Annotated in this window: 13 protein-coding genes; 5 read left to right on the top strand and 8 right to left on the bottom strand. The window is 70.6% G+C overall.

Features of this window, described 5'->3' with window-relative positions; all coding sequences use genetic code 11:
* Nucleotides 1–53: 53 nt before the first annotated feature.
* Nucleotides 54–932 carry an alpha/beta hydrolase gene (locus ACW5DW_RS00790; RefSeq protein ID WP_457016660.1) on the top strand — a complete coding sequence of 293 codons (879 nt, stop codon included), beginning with the start codon at nt 54–56 and terminating at the stop codon, nt 930–932.
* Here ACW5DW_RS00790 and ACW5DW_RS00785 read toward each other — a convergent pair whose 3' ends face one another.
* From ACW5DW_RS00785 to ACW5DW_RS00760, 6 genes are all read right to left on the bottom strand, one after another.
* A complete protein-coding gene (locus ACW5DW_RS00785; protein ID WP_457016658.1) occupies nt 933–2,162 on the bottom strand; it encodes a sensor histidine kinase in 1,230 nt (409 codons plus the stop codon).
* A 44-nt stretch (nt 2,163–2,206) separates the two neighbouring features.
* Nucleotides 2,207–2,896, bottom strand: coding sequence for a response regulator transcription factor (locus tag ACW5DW_RS00780; RefSeq protein WP_457016657.1), 690 nt, complete (start codon nt 2,894–2,896; stop codon nt 2,207–2,209).
* 3 nt (nt 2,897–2,899) lie between these two features.
* Nucleotides 2,900–4,012, bottom strand: coding sequence for a type 1 glutamine amidotransferase domain-containing protein (locus tag ACW5DW_RS00775; RefSeq protein WP_457016655.1), 1,113 nt, complete (start codon nt 4,010–4,012; stop codon nt 2,900–2,902).
* 223 nt (nt 4,013–4,235) lie between these two features.
* Nucleotides 4,236–4,868, bottom strand: coding sequence for a glutathione S-transferase family protein (locus ACW5DW_RS00770; protein ID WP_457016654.1), 633 nt, complete (start codon nt 4,866–4,868; stop codon nt 4,236–4,238).
* 376 nt (nt 4,869–5,244) lie between these two features.
* Nucleotides 5,245–7,962 (bottom strand): phosphoenolpyruvate carboxylase, encoded by a 2,718-nt coding sequence (gene ppc / locus ACW5DW_RS00765; RefSeq protein WP_457016652.1) that lies wholly within the window; start codon nt 7,960–7,962, stop codon nt 5,245–5,247.
* Nucleotides 7,963–8,392: 430 nt separating this feature from the next.
* Complete coding sequence (locus tag ACW5DW_RS00760; protein ID WP_457016650.1) at nt 8,393–9,757, bottom strand: glutamate--cysteine ligase; 1,365 nt, start codon at nt 9,755–9,757, stop codon at nt 8,393–8,395.
* Between the two features lie 275 nt (nt 9,758–10,032).
* On the opposite strand from ACW5DW_RS00760, the gene ACW5DW_RS00755 reads away from it, so the two are divergent.
* Nucleotides 10,033–10,728, top strand: coding sequence for a VIT1/CCC1 transporter family protein (locus ACW5DW_RS00755; protein ID WP_457016648.1), 696 nt, complete (start codon nt 10,033–10,035; stop codon nt 10,726–10,728).
* Here ACW5DW_RS00755 and ACW5DW_RS00750 read toward each other — a convergent pair whose 3' ends face one another.
* Both ACW5DW_RS00750 and yihA read right to left on the bottom strand, forming a co-directional pair.
* Complete coding sequence (locus ACW5DW_RS00750; protein ID WP_457016647.1) at nt 10,729–11,301, bottom strand: hypothetical protein; 573 nt, start codon at nt 11,299–11,301, stop codon at nt 10,729–10,731. It lies immediately after the preceding gene.
* Between the two features lie 79 nt (nt 11,302–11,380).
* Nucleotides 11,381–11,986 (bottom strand): ribosome biogenesis GTP-binding protein YihA/YsxC, encoded by a 606-nt coding sequence (yihA, locus tag ACW5DW_RS00745; RefSeq protein WP_457016646.1) that lies wholly within the window; start codon nt 11,984–11,986, stop codon nt 11,381–11,383.
* 157 nt (nt 11,987–12,143) lie between these two features.
* Between yihA and ACW5DW_RS00740 the strand changes: the two genes are divergently transcribed.
* The 3 genes from ACW5DW_RS00740 to ACW5DW_RS00730 all read left to right on the top strand — a co-directional run bounded on the left by ACW5DW_RS00740 (nt 12,144) and on the right by ACW5DW_RS00730 (nt 14,630).
* On the top strand, nt 12,144–13,049 hold the full coding sequence (locus ACW5DW_RS00740; RefSeq protein ID WP_457016644.1) for a c-type cytochrome: 906 nt from the start codon (nt 12,144–12,146) through the stop codon (nt 13,047–13,049).
* Nucleotides 13,049–13,726 (top strand): thiol:disulfide interchange protein DsbA/DsbL, encoded by a 678-nt coding sequence (locus ACW5DW_RS00735; protein WP_457016643.1) that lies wholly within the window; start codon nt 13,049–13,051, stop codon nt 13,724–13,726. The genes ACW5DW_RS00740 and ACW5DW_RS00735 overlap by 1 nt, the downstream gene beginning before the upstream one ends.
* Before the next feature lie 61 nt (nt 13,727–13,787).
* Entirely contained in the window at nt 13,788–14,630 is an 843-nt protein-coding gene (locus tag ACW5DW_RS00730; RefSeq protein WP_457016641.1) for a thiol:disulfide interchange protein DsbA/DsbL, read from the top strand.
* Nucleotides 14,631–14,650 lie beyond the last annotated feature (20 nt).

Here is a 14,650-nt window from a genome sequence, read left to right as displayed (position 1 = left end):
GCCCGCGGCGCACACGCCCGCCGGACCCATGCAGCGGCGGTAGACTCCGGCGCATGACCCGAAACCAGTTCTTGCCCGCCGTGATGATCCTGCTGCTTGCGGCATGGCTGTCGTGCGCGCACGCGCAGGACACGCAGGCCGGGTCAGGTGCGGACCAGCCTGCAGCCACCGTCGTCCCGCTCGACCACCTGCCCGCGCTCAGGGGCGGCTACTTCCCGCTGGTCGCCGAGGCGACCGGCCGCACCCACCACGTCTACGTGCGCCTGCCGGAGGGCTACGAGGCGGATACGGCCCGCAGCTGGCCGGTGGTGTACCTGCTCGACGGCGACAGCCTGTTCCCGCTGCTTGCCGCCACGCACCTGTTCCTGGGCTACGACGAGGGCCTGCCCGAGGCGATCGTCGTCGGCATCGCCTACGGCGGCTTCGACCCGTCCATCAACAAGCGCCACATCGACTTCACCGCCGCCGGCGCCGACACCGCGCCCGACCAGGGCGGGGCCCGGCAGTTCCACGATTTCCTGCGCGAACAGCTGCTGCCCGCAGTGGAGACCCGCTATCGCGCCGACCCCACGCGTCGCGTGCTGGTGGGCCAGTCGCGCGGCGGCTACTTCGTGCTGTGGTCGGCGCTGCAGGATCCGGACCTGTTCCAGGCCAGGATCGCCAGCAACCCCGCGTTCGCCCCGGCGCGCGAGCAGCTGTTCGCGGCACCCGCGGCGCACCGGCGCGATGACCTGGCCGTGGTGGTCGTCAGCGGCGCGCGCGATACCGAGGCGCGGGTGCGCGGCGCGGCGGAGTGGGCCGCGACATGGGGGGAGCGCAGCGACGCACCGTGGGACGTTGAACTGATCGTGCTGCCCGAGGGCACCCATGCCGCGAGCATCGGCGAAGCCTACCGTCGCGCGATGCTGTGGCTGTTCCGCGACGCGATGTAGTCAGGCCGCACGCAGCGGAAGACTTACCGCCACGCGGCCCGGCTCGACCTCCTCGATCGCCAGATCGATGCCGTAGCGGTCGCACAGGCGCATGGCGATCGACAGGCCCAGCCCGGAACCGGTACTTGCCTCGGCCTTGATGAAGGGAAGCAGGTCGGCGTCGCGGATGCGCGCGCCGGGATTGCAGATGCGCAGGCGTCCCGCGTCGGCACGGATCAGGATGCGTCCCGCGTGGGTATGCGCGAAGGCGTTGCCGACGAGGTTGGACAGCAGGATGTTCAGCGCCGGCGCCGGAAGCGCCGCGCTTGCCCCGGCCGGCACGTCGATATCGACCACGATGTCCTTGTCTCCCAGCAGCGGCGACTGGTCGACGACGACCCGTTCAAGCAGCGGCAGCACGGGCGTCGACACGTCGCCTGTCGGCGGCGCTTCTTCCCGCGCCAGCGAAAGCAGGGCGCTGACGGTCTGCTCCAGCCAGGAGGCGGAGTGGCGGATATGGGCCAGGCTGTCGCGCGCCTCGGATGACAGCGTCGGGTCGGCCGCCAGGCGTTCGGTCGCGCTGCGGATCACGGCCAGCGGCGTGCGCAGTTCATGGCTGGCGTCGCGGGTGAACTCGCGCTCGCGCGCAACGAAGGCGCCGATGCGCGCGACCAGCTCTTCCAGCCGCCGCGCCAGCAGTCCCACCTCGTCGTCGCGGAAGCCGCAGGCGAACGCGGTGGGCAAACGATCGGGCGCGGTACCTGCCATGAGCAGGGCCAGCCGCGACAGCGGTGCCGTCGTCCGCTGCGCCAGCCACCAACCCAGCAGCAGCGCCAGTGTCGCCATTGCAATCGCCGACCAGGCCAGCACCTGCAGCAATGCCGCGCGCTGCGGCCGCACCACCAGCAGCCCGCTGACTTCGGCGACCAGCCATGCCCGCGCGCCCGGCGCATCCAGCTCGCGCAGGTGGTAGTGGGCGCCGTCGGGGCCAGCGAACTCGGTGCGACCGGGCTCGGCCTGCAGGATGTCCCCGATTCCGGCCGGCAATCGATCGGCATCCTCGATCACCCGCATCCACGATTCGCGCGGCGTGGCCCAGCGGCCCGCGCCGGCATGGTGCTGCAACTGCTCGCTGGCCTCGCGCTGCAGCATGCCGCTGAAGAACATGTCCTCGACCGTGTAGGCGAACACCACCGCATACAGGCCGAACAGCGCCGTCACCACCAGGGTGAATCCCGCGAACGCGAGCATCAGCCGGTTGCGCAGGCGATGCCGAGGCGACGCCGCCGCGCCCCTCATGCATCGGCCTCCAGCCGGAAGCCGACGCCGTGCACCGTCCTGAGCATCGGCGTGGCAAAGGGCTTGTCCAGGGCCTGGCGCAGCAGGTAGAGGTGCGAGCGCAGCGGATCGGAGTCGGGGGGGTCGTCGCCCCACACCCGCTGGGTCAGCTCGCTGCGCGTCAACGTCCGTGGCCAGGCGTCAGCCAGCGCCAGCAGGATGCGCTGGCTGGTCCTGTGCAGTTCGATGCGCTGTCCCGCGCGCTGGACTTCGCCGGACTGGCGATCGATCTGCAGGGTGCCGATGCGGACCAGGTGCGAGCGCCCTGCCAGATGGCGATGCGACAGCGCCAAGCAACGGGCGACCAGTTCGTCGCCTGCGAACGGCTTGACCAGGTAGTCGTCCGCGCCCGACTGGAACCCGTGCAGTTTGTCCTCCAGCGCATCGCGCGCGGTCAGCAGCAGGATCGGCACGTGCCGGTCGGCGCGGGCGCGCAATTGCCCGCACACCTGCAGCCCGTCGAGGCCCGGCAGGCCGACATCCAGCACCACCACGTCGAAGGGTTCGGCCAGGGCCATCGCCAGGCCGCACAGGCCGTCTCCCGCGAAGCTGGCATCGAAGCCTGCGCGGACAAACAGGTGCTCGAGGTTCCCGCACAGCGCGGGGTTGTCCTCGACCACCAGCACACGCAGGGCCTTCGTTTTCATCGCTCAACCATCAATCTGCCGCAGGAGGGCCTCAGCCTGCTCCATGCCCGGCTTGGCCTCCAGTGCCTGCAGCACCAGGGCCCGGGCCTGCGCGGTCTGTCCGAGTTTCATGTGCAGCGCGGCGGCGGAGAGCTGCATCTCCGGGTTCTGGAAGTACGGCATCGCAAGCTCGATCACCTGCAGGGCCCTGGTCCGGGCCTGCGGGGTCGTGGCGACCATGCCCTGGTAGTGGCCCAGCGCCCCGAGCAGTTCGACGTTGTATTCGCCTGGAGCCTCGGCGAGCGACCGCGCCGCGCCGGCGGCATCGCCGGCATGCAGCCGTTCGGCCAGCGCCATGGTCGCCTCGTCCCGCCACGGCACGCGCTGCACCGGCGTGCGCCCGGTGCCGCGGACCACGGCTTCGGCCACCGCGGTGGTGGAGTACGGGTTCTGGCCGGTCACAAGGCGGCCGTCGACCACCAGGTGCGGCATCATCAGGGGCGCGTTGCTCCAGCGCGCACCGCGCTCGCGCAGTGCGGTCTCGAGCAGCCACGGGAACTCCTTTCCCCACTTCTTGCCGAAAACCGTCTCTTCCTCGTTGCTGAAGCCGGTCATCGCGCGCCCGTCCACCAGCAGCGAGCCATCGGCGAGGCGCACGTCTGCCAATGCCGCCGGGCCATGGCAGACCGCAGCGACAACCGCGCCACCCTCCCAGGCATCGGCCAGCAGCTGGCGCAGTGCAGGATCCTTCGGCAGGTCGAACATCGCGCCCTTGCCGCCGACCACGTAGACCGCGGCGTAATCGCCTGCGTCGAGGTCGGCGGTAGCGCGGGTATCGGCCAGCGTGCGCATGGCTGCGTCGTCGGCCAGCAGCGCGGCATTGAACGGTTCGTCGGCGTTGTACCTGTCGGCTTCGACGGCGCCGCCGCGCGGGCTGGCGACCTCGACGTCGAGTCCGTTGGCCTTGAACACCAGCCAGGCCTGGGACAGTTCATCGAACTCGTAGCCGGGGCGGGTCTTGCCGCCGTCGCGGCCTTCGCCGCTGACCACGATGAGGACCTTGTCAGCGGGGGCCGCGGAGGCTGCCAGGGGGACGGCGGCCGCAAGGACCAGCAGCGTCGCGAGGATAGGTTTCATGGCGCGTCTCCGGGGTCGGGGACGTGGATCGTGCGCGGGCGCTGTGAATCAGGCTTCAAACATCCGCGCCGATCGGCGTGTTTTTCTAGCGGCGGCAGCTGGTGCGGCAACCAGGTCAAGATGGATGACCAGCCAATGGCTCGGACACGGGGAGCGCGCTCCGGACCTTTTCAGCGTTGCCTCGAGCCCGGGCATGGCGACGCTTCGCCGGGACAGACGAATCTCAGCCGCGCGCCGGCAGCAGCGCGTCGTCCAGCGCTTTGGCGCGCCGGTATGCCTCTCGGGCGCGCAGGCGCTCGGCCCAGGCGGTGAATGCGGGACGTTCCGGGATCGACTTGAAGGCCAGGCCGAAATCGACCTGGCTGCCGACGTAGACGTCAGCGGCGCTGAAGCGCTCGCCCAGCAGCCAGGGCGAGGCCGAGGCGGCGGCCTGTTCCAGCGTGTCCACGGTCTGCTCGAAGCTGCCGTAGCCGGCCATGGCAGCCTTCTCAGGCGGCGCCAGGATGCCCATGGCCTTGGCGGTGACCGCGGCCTCCACCGGGCCGGCCGCGAAGAACAGCCAGCGGTAGTAGGTGCCGCGCAGCGGGTCGTCCAGAGCGGGCGCCAGCCCCGCCTGCGGGAAGGCGTCGGCGAGGTAGGCGCAGATCGCGGCCGCCTCGGTGACCACCATGCCGCGATGCTGCAGCGCCGGCACCTTGCCCATCGGGTTGATGGCCAGGTACTCCGGCGACTTCATGCTCTTGGCGTACTCCTGCACCACGGTGCGGTATTCGACGCCGAGCTCTTCCAGCATCCAGCGCACGATCCGGCCGCGTGACATCGGGTTTGTGTGGAACACGAGTTCGCTGGTGCTCATGGCGGCGCATCCGGACGGGCAGACCGGCGACGATACGCCCCTTCGCCGCTCGCCGCGCGCCGACGTGCCTGCAGCCGCCCCGCATCGATCTGGCGAGATGCTTCGATGGTCATCCGTTTCGAAACCAAATCGGTGACTGGGCGATAGTCGTTCCGGGCCGGGGGTTGCGGAAAGCAGCGCATGGATGCGCTGCGGCGGCGAGTCAGCCATGGGTGAGCACGGACGCATGCGCGGCACTGCCGCGCGTCCGTGCGAACGCCCGGCGCGCTGCGCCGGGCCGGACCGCGCAGCGGGCTTACCGAGCCGGGGAGCAACTCCCGGCCCGGGACGACCCCTGCCGCAGGCGTGATCCAGCCGCTTGCCACCCGGGCAAGCGTCAACCTGTGTTCTGGATCCCCGCCGAAATCCCGTTCACCGTCGACACCAGTCCGCGCAGCAGGTCCTCGTCCTCGCGGCCGCCTTCGCGCCAGCGCTGCAGCAGTTCCACCTGCAGCAGGCTCAGCGGATCGACGTATGGGTTGCGCAGGCGGATCGACAGGCGCAGGCGGTAGTCGTCGGCAAGAATCGCGTCGCGCTGCTTGAGCATCAGGATCGCGTCGCAGGTGCGCAGGAACTCCTCGGCGATGCCCGGATGGAACACCTCATGCAGCGGGCCGGCGAGCTGCGAGTAGCGCTCGAAGATGGCGAGGTCGGACTTGGCCAGCAGCATCTCGACGTCATCGAGCATGGCGGCGAAGAACGGCCAGTCGCGCGCCATCTCGGTCATCGCGTCCTGGCCGTAGCGCTGCACGCCGTGGCGCAGGGCGTGGCCGATGCCGTACCAGCCGGTGAGGCCGGAGCGGTTCTGCGACCAGGCGAATACCCAGGGGATCGCGCGCAGGTTGTCGATGCCGCCCTCGCGCCGGCGCGAGGGACGCGAGCCGATCTGCAGGCGCTCGATCACGTCCACCGGAGTGGCGGCGCGGAAGTAGTCGGGGAAATCCGGATGCTCGTGCACCAGCGCGCGGTAGTGCGCGCGCGAGGTCTCGGCCAGGACCTTGGCGATCTCCTTCCAGCTGTCCTCGCGCGGATCGCGCGGACGCGGGCGCAGGGTCGCGCGCAACACCGCGCCGGTGGTCTGCTCGAGGTGGCGCAGCGCCAGCGCGCGGATGCCGTACTTGCGGTGGATCACCTCGCCCTGCTCGGTGACGCGCATCGATCCGTTCACCGAACCGCGCGGCGCGGCCATGATCGCGCGCTCGGTCTTGCCACCGCCGCGGCTCACCGAACCGCCGCGGCCGTGGAAGAACATGATGCGCACGCCATGCTGGTTGGCCAGCTCGGTCAGCTCCACCTGGGTGCGCTGCAGCGCCCAGCGCGAAGCGAACAGGCCACCATCCTTGGCGCTGTCGGAATAGCCGAGCATCACCGTCTGCTCGTTGCCGCGCGCGGCCAGGTGGGCGCGGTAGGCCGGGTCCTCGAACAGAGAGCGCATCACCGCCGACGCGGCCTGCAGGTCGTCGACGGTTTCAAACAGCGGCGAGATGTCCAGCGGCACCGCGCCCGATTCGACGCAGCCGGCCACGCGCGCCAGCGCCAGCACGGCGAGTGCGTCGGCGGCGCTGCGGCTCATGCTGATGATGTACAGGCCGATGGCGGCCACGCCGTGCGTGCGACGCAGCTCGAGCACGGTACGGAACACTTCCAGGGTCGAGGCGAGCACGTCGCCAGGCGCGTCCGGCGCCGACGGTGGATCGGCCTGCAGCGCCTGCAGCCGCGAGGTCCGGTCGTCGGCCTCGCGCGCGGCCCAGCCTTCGTCGCCAAGCAGGTCCGCGAGCGCGGCGTCGTGCACGGCCGAATCCTGGCGCAGGTCGAGCGCGGCCAGGTGGAAACCGAAGGTGCGCGCGCGCCACAGCACGCGCTGCAGGGTGAAGCGGCCGGCATATTCGCCGCCGTGCCGCAGCAGGCTGGCGTCGATCAGCTCGAGGTCGGCGATGAACTCGTCCGCGCCCGCGTAGCCCTTGGCGCTGGATTCGGCGGTGATCGACAGCCGCGCCTTCATCAGGTCCAGCAGGCGCCGGTACGGCATGTCGGCCAGGCGCGGGCGCAGCCTCTTCGCGGCCTGCGGCAGCAGCGCGACGTATTCGTCTGCGCGCGCGGTCACCGCGGCATCGACGTCGACGCGGCCCAGCGACTGGGTAAGCAGGTTGCTCAAACCGCGCAGGTCCGAGCGGTAGCGGTCGATCGCCTGCGCGCGCTGCGCGTCCAGCGCGGCGCGCACGGTGTCGGCATTGACGTTGGGGTTGCCGTCCATGTCGCCGCCGACCCAGGTGCCAAAGCGCAGCACCTGCGGCAGCGAGATGCGCCGCCCGTACACCGCCTCCACCGCATCGGCGAAGGCCTCGTAGTACACCGGCACGATGCGGTAGAGCATGTGCGCCAGGTAGTAGCCGACGTGCTCGACCTCGTCGGCCACGGTGGGCTTGTGCGCGGGCGTGTCGCTGGTCTGCCAGCCGGCGGTGAGCGCGACGCGGATGCGTTCGATGTCGGCGCTGCGCTCGACCGGGGTGCGCGTGCGGTCGATGTCCTCGACCAGGCGCTCGACGATGTCGCGCTCCTTCTCCAGCATCACCCGCCGCACCGCCTCGGTGGGATGCGCGGTGAACACAGGCTCGACCCACAGCCGCGGCAGCGTCGCCTCGAGCTCCTCGAAGGTCACGCCGTCCTCGCGCAGGTCGCGCAGCACCGCTTCGAAACCACCAGGCTGCGGCAGCTCGCTGATGCGCTCGTAGTCGCGGCGGCGGCGGATGCGGTGCACGCGCTCGGCCAGGTTGATCGCGCCGAAATAGGTGGAGAACGCGCGCACCACGGCCTCGGCATCGGCCGGCAGCACCTTGGCCATCTCCGCGGCCAGCGCATCGACCGGCAGGCCCTGCTCGCGGCGCGCGATGGCGGCGCGGCGGATGCCTTCGACCTCGGCCAGCAGCGTTGGCGAGCCCTGCTCGGCCAGCACTTCGCCGACCAGTGCACCCAGCCGCCGCACGTCGTCGCGCAGCAGGACGTCGGTTTCGGCGAACTCGAGTTGGTCGCGCAGCGGGCCGTCTGGAATATTCATCGGCGAAACACTAACGGAATGCGTACCGCAGTGCAGCAACCGTTGCGACGGCAACCGACAGGCGAGGCGGCGGGCGACCTTGCTGCGGGGGCTTTCTTGCGTGAGGGCCGGTGGGGACGGCGTGGCCTGTGTCGGCGTGATTGATCGAAGGGTGCTTCTGGGGCGGCGTGGCGGCGTGGCGTTCGATCGCGGCTGAAGCCGCTCCTACGGGAGCGACATCCTGTGGTCCGTTCGCGGCTGAAGCCGCTGCTACGCAGACCGACATCCTGTGGTCGATCGCGGCTCAAGCCGCCCTACGCAGACCAACATCCCGTAGGAGCGGCTTCAGCCGCGAACGGCAACGACGCGCCCACGACGTCCAGGCCTGCCAAGACACCCGGCGACCGCCCGCCAAACCGAAGAACAACCCAAACCGCGACCCGCCAGCCCCTCAGTACGCGAAGTCGCGGAACACGCGGTCGATATCGCCGTTCCATTCACCATGGAACAGCGCCAGCTTGTGCTCGGCCGGCGTCTGCCCGGCCTCGACCAATTCCAACAGCGGCGACAGGAAGTCGCGCTCGTCCTCGCCGCGCTCGTTGTGGCGCGCGCGACGGGCCAGGCCGCCGACGGCAATGCGCAAGGCCTGGCGCGCCAACTCACGCACGCTGCCGCCGCGGAACGGCAGGTTCAGCGCGTGGCGCGGCACGCCGTCGCGCAGCGCGTGGCGCTCCTCGCGCGTGAAGTCCTTGACCAGGTCCCAGGCCGCGTCGAGCGCGGCATCGTCGTACAGCAGCCCGACCCAGAACGCCGGCAGCGCGCACAGCCGGTTCCATGGCCCGCCGTCGGCGCCGCGCATCTCCAGGAATGTCTTCAGCCGCACTTCCGGGAAGGCGGTGGTCATGTGGTCGTTCCAGTCGCGCATGGTCGGCAGCGCGCCCGGCAACACGTCCAGCCTGCCGGTCATGAAGTCGCGGAAGGACTTGCCGGCCGCATCGACGTAGACGCCATCCCGGTAAGAGAAGTACATCGGCACTTCGAGCATGTAGTCGACGTAGCGCTCGTAGCCGAAGCCATCCTCGAACACGAAGTCGAGCATGCCGGTGCGGTCGGGATCGGTATCGGTCCAGATGTGCGAGCGGTAGCTCAGGAATCCGTTGGGCTTGCCCTCGGTGAACGGCGAATCGGCGAACAGCGCCGTGGCGATCGGCTGCAGCGCCAGCGAGACGCGGAACTTCTTCACCATGTCCGCTTCGGTGCCGTAGTCCAGGTTGACCTGGACCGTGCAGGTGCGGGTCATCATGTCCAGGCCCAGGTTGCCGACCTTGGGCATGTAGTCGCGCATGATCCGGTAGCGGCCCTTGGGCATCCACGGCATGTCATCGCGCCGCCACTTGGGCTGGAACCCCATGCCGAGGAAGCCCAGCCGCAGTTCGTCAGCCACGGTCTTGACCTCGTGCAGGTGGCTGCGCACCTCGCGGCAGGTCTGGTGGATGTCCTCCAGCGGCGCGCCCGACAGCTCCAGCTGGCCGGCAGGTTCGAGCGAGACCGAGGCGCGGTCCTTGTACAGCGCGATGATCCTGCCGTGCTCGTCCACGGGTTCCCAGCCGAAGCGGGTCAGCCCCCGCAGCAGCGCCTCGATGCCGCGTTCGCCGTCGAATTCCGGCGGGCGCAGGTCATCCAGGCGGAAGCCGAACTTTTCGTGTTCGGTGCCGATGCGCCAGTCGGCCAGCGGCTTTTCGCCGGATGCCAGCACCGCGACCAGCTGGTCGCGATGGGTGATCGGGGTATCGCCGGTGTGGCTGGGACTCGACATGCGGATCGCTCTGGCTGTGGGCGCGAGCCCGGGCGTGCCGGCATTCGCGAGCGGCATTATGGAGCGGCGCGAGCCGGCATGGCATTCCGGCACTGGAACGCAGGGGCGCCACCGGTGCGCGCGATGCGCGGCTTCGTCGGCTCGCTCGGCGCCACTGATCATCGAGCTGGACCGAAGCTGCGCAGCGACGCGCATGCGGATGCATGCGCTTCGCATTCCGGCCTCGCCCGGCGCGGTGTTCCACAATGCCGGCAACGATACGAGCGAGCAGCGCGATGACCAGCCGCCATCCCGAACGCCACCGCAGCCACCGCGTCGGCTGGCTGCGCGCGGCGGTGCTTGGCGCCAACGACGGCATCGTGTCGGTGTCGGGCGTGGTGGTGGGCATCGCCGCTGCCGGCGCCCCGCACGAAACAGTGCTGGTCACCGGCGTGGCCGCCACCGTGGCCGGCGCGATCTCGATGGCGGCGGGCGAGTACGTCTCGGTGCAGTCGCAGGCCGACACCGAAGCCGCCGACCTCGCGGTCGAATTGCGCGAACTGCACGAGGAACCCGCCGCCGAACTCGAGGAACTCGCCGCGATCTATCGCCGTCGCGGACTCGAGCCCGCGCTGGCGCGCACGGTCGCCGAACAGCTCACCCGCCACGACGCGCTGGCCGCCCACGCGCGCGACGAACTCGGGATCACCGAAGCGCTGCGCGCACGTCCGCTGCAGGCCGCATGGTCGTCGGCGCTGGCGTTCTGCGCCGGCGCCGCGTTGCCCGTGCTCGCCGCGCTGCTGTCGTCGCCCGCCAGGGTGCAGCCGGTGGTCGCCACCGCGACCCTGGCCGGGCTGCTCATCTCGGGCACCATCGCCGCCAGGATCGGCGGCGCCCCGGCGCTGCGCGGCGCCTTGCGGGTCGCATTCTGGGGGGTGCTGGCGATGGTCGCGGCCGGTCTGATCGGCCGGCTGTTCAACGTGGCCGGCTGACTACAGCGGCCGCAGGTACACCTGAAAGGCCAGGTCGCGGGTGCCGCCCGTGTCGAACAACTCGATCCATCCGGGCGGATTGCCCAGGGCGATGAACCAGGCTTTGGCGGCCGGATAAGGATCGCCGTGCGGACCGGACACAACCCCGCAGTCGTACCTTCCCTTCACCCGCAGCGTCACCGCATACGTCCCCGGACCGACCAGGGGCGGCGCGCTGAACTCGATCATGCGCATTCCCATCGCGGGAGTCGGCACGGAGTCGAACAGGTAGCCGGGCAGCTCTTCATAGGCCAGCACCGAGCCGTCGGGCATCCCGCCGGTGGTCTTTTCCAGGGTGACGCGCACGTCGGCCTTGGGCTGGCAGCTCATCGGCACCATCACGTGGCTGACGTAGCCGGCCTGCACCACTTCGAAGGACTGGGCCAGTTGCTGCTGGACCGAGCCGCCCAGGGCCAGCCAGCCGCCCGCGACGTCGAGGTTGACCTGTTCGGCTTCCAGTTCCGGCGGCGGCGCCGCCAATGCGGGCGTGCCGGCGAGCAGGATTGCCAGCGCGATGGTCGTGCGGATGATCATGGGATTGCTCCGCGGCGGCGACAGGCCTCCGTCCCCATGCATCCGTATTCCGGCGCCCGCGGGTGCCAGGTTTGCGGCGCTACAGCTCCAGCCAGCCCGCGACCACCGCCCGCGCCTCGTCGACCCCGGCCTTGGTCTCTCCCGAGAACGCCTGCACGCCGATGCTGTCGCCATAGCTGGCCGACAGCTGGCGGCGCACGGTCTGCACGGTATTGCCGGCAGCACCGCGCGAGAGCTTGTCAGCCTTGGTCAGCAGCGCGTGCGCCGGCAGCCCGCGGCGCATGGCAAAGCCGAGCATCTGCAGGTCGTATTCCTTGAGCGGGTGGCGGATATCCATCACCACCACCAGCCCGCGCAGCGCGACCCGGTCCTTGAACCATTGGTCGATGAAGGCCTGCCAGTGCTCGCGCAGGGCCAGCGGCACCTTGGCGTAGCCGTAGCCGGGCAGGTCGACCAGGTACTTGTTCTCGTGCGGCGGCAGTCCGAAATAGACCAGCTGCTGGGTGCGGCCCGGGGTCTTGGACACCCGCGCCAGCGCGTTCTGCTGGCACAGGGCGTTGAGCGCGCTGGACTTGCCGGCGTTGGATCGGCCGGCGAACGCGACCTCGGCGCCGCCGTCGGGGGGCAGTTGGGCTGGGGTGTGAGCGGCGAGCAGGTAGCTGGCGCGCGCGAATGGATTGGACATCGGAATCCTGGAACTCTGGGCCGGGATAGCTTCTCACGGGCGCCGCCCCGCGGGCGCCGCCGACCGGCGGTTTGACCGTCCACGCGGCGCACCGCGATAATCGCGGACCTTGCGACCGGGGCAGCCCGGTCGCGATCCATGATCCTGGAGTTCTGCAATGCGCCACGCCCGCGCCATCGGTGTCGCCGGTCTCGTCGCCCTCGTGGCCGGCGCGGTCGCGTTCGCCCAGTCCACCGTCGAGCCGCTGGAGGAAAGCCCGCCAGTCGAAGTCTCCTCGCTGGACGCCAGCGCCCTGGCGGCGCTCAAGCAGACCCACGCCGGCGATGCGGAAAACGGCGCCACGCTGGCCGGCACCTGCGCCGCCTGCCACGGCCTGGACGGCAACCCGCCCGAAGGCCTGCCCTATCCGCGCATCGCCGGCCAGAGCGAGCGCTACATCGCGCAGCAGCTGGCGCTGTTCAAGAGCGGTGAGCGCAACTCCGGCCTGGCCGTGGTGATGATCCCGTTCGCCACTCCGCTGAGCCCGCAGGACATGCGTGACCTGGGCGCGTTCTTCGCCGCCAGGTCGCCCGGCGCCGGCATCGCCGACGACTCCGTGGTCACCGGCGGCGCCTACGAGGGCATGAAGTTCTATGAGATCGGCCAGAAGCTGTACCGGTCCGGCGACGCCGCCCGCGGCATCCCGGCCTGCATGGCTTGCCATGGCCCGGCCGGCCTCGGCAATCCCGGTCCGGCCTATCCGGAGGTGGCTGGGCAGGAAGCAGGCTATGTGGACCGTCGCCTGCAGGAATACCGCGCCGGCGAGACCAGCCTGGGCGATCGCCACCTGTTCGACATCATGGCCGAGGTGGCCGCGCCGCTGACCGACCAGGAAATCCAGGCGCTGGCCAGCTACCTGCAGGGCCTGCACCAGCGTCCCGACGCCGCGACCCTGGCCGCGATCGAGGCCGCCGGCCCGGTTGCGCCGGCACCGGCGCCCGCACCCGCACCGGCGGCCGAGCCTGCCGCCGCGGATCCCACCGAGGCCGTCGAGCCCGCGGCCGACGCCGACGCGCAGGGCTGATGTCCGCCACCGGGACCGGCCACGCGCCGGTCCGCAGCCGCCCGATGCGCGCCCGCCTGCTTGCCCTGTGCCTGCTGTGGCTGCTGCCGCTGGCCGCGTTCGCGCAGGCCCCGCCGGAGGGGATGGGCGTGTACTGGATCCCGATCCAGGACGGACAGCGCTGGCGCGAGGAGCCGGGCACGATCGAAGTGGTCGAGGTGTTCGCCTACAGCTGCGGCCACTGCGACCAGTTCCAGCCGCTGCTGAGCGCCTGGAAACGCACGGCCGGCAAGGATGTGCGCCTGCACTACCTGCCGGCCATCTGGTCGCCGCAGGATGCCTACGCCCGCGGCCATTTCGCGCTGGAGGCACTGGGCCGCGTGGCCGAGCTGCATCCGCGCCTGTTCGACGCCATCCACCGGCAGGGCAGCCTGCCCGCGCGTGATGCCTCGCTGCAGGAAATGGTGTCGTTCCTGGCCGCCGAGGGGCTCGACCCGGCCGCGGTGCGCGCGGCCATGACGTCGCCGGCCGCTGACGCGAAGATGAATGCGGCACGGGAATTCATGGTCCGCGGCGGGATTCGTGCGACGCCGACCCTCATCATCAATGGCAAGTACCGCGTGCAGGGACCGACGCTGCAGGACACCCTGCGCATCACCGATGCCCTGATCGCGATGGAACGCGCAGTTCCGCGCTGACCCCGCCGGCCTCACGGCCGCCGCTGTACGCTTCGCCCCACCACGAGCCAGGAATCCGTCGATGAATTTCCGCGCCTTCACACGCCTTGCCCTGGCGCCTGCCGCCCTTGCGCTGCTGCTGGGCGCCTGCCAGCCGTCCGAGCCCGCCGCGGCCGCTGCGGCGCCGGCCGCGTCTGTCACTGCTGCGCCCGCGGAGATCGTCGGCGATGAACCCGCGCTCGACCCGTCCGCCGCCCCCACCGGCGAAGACGCCGCCGGCCAGGACCAGGCGCCCGTGCCGGTCGAAGGCGACAGCCCCGCACCGCCGCAGCCCGCCGCGACCCCGGCCGCAACCTTTGCCACCCAGGGCGAGCACTACGACCTGATCCCCGGCGGCCAGCCGTTCGAGCCGCTCGAGGGCAAGATCGAAGTGGTCGAGGTGTTCAACTACGTGTGCCCGGCCTGCGCCATGTTCCAGCCGCTGGTGAGCAACTGGAAGGCGCAGCTGCCGGCCGACGTGCGCTTCACCTACCTGCCCGCCCCGTTCGGCGGCAACTGGGATCCCTACGTGCGCGCCTTCTACGCGGCCGAAGCGATGGGCATCGGCGATGCGGCCCACGACGGCATCTTCCAGGCGATCCACGTCGAGCGCACGCTCAAGGGCGAGCGCGGCACCGATTCGGCCGAGGACCTGGCCCGCGCCTACGCGAAGTTCGGTGCCGATCCGGCGCAGTTCGCCAGCACCATGGCCAGCTTCACCGTGAACGCCAAGTTCGGCCGCGCCAAGCAGTACATCGCGCAGCAGGGCGCGAACTCCACGCCGACGATGATCGTCAACGGCCGCTACCGCATCAAGGGCCGCAACTTCGAGGAAATGCTGCAGAACACCGACCGCGTGATCTCGCAGGTGCGTGTCGGCGGCTGATGTCCATACACGCATGTCCA

It is taken from the genome of Luteimonas sp. A482 (genome assembly GCF_054072655.1).
Note: the sequence above shows the minus strand (reverse complement) of the source record. Positions and strands in the feature narration are given on the sequence as shown.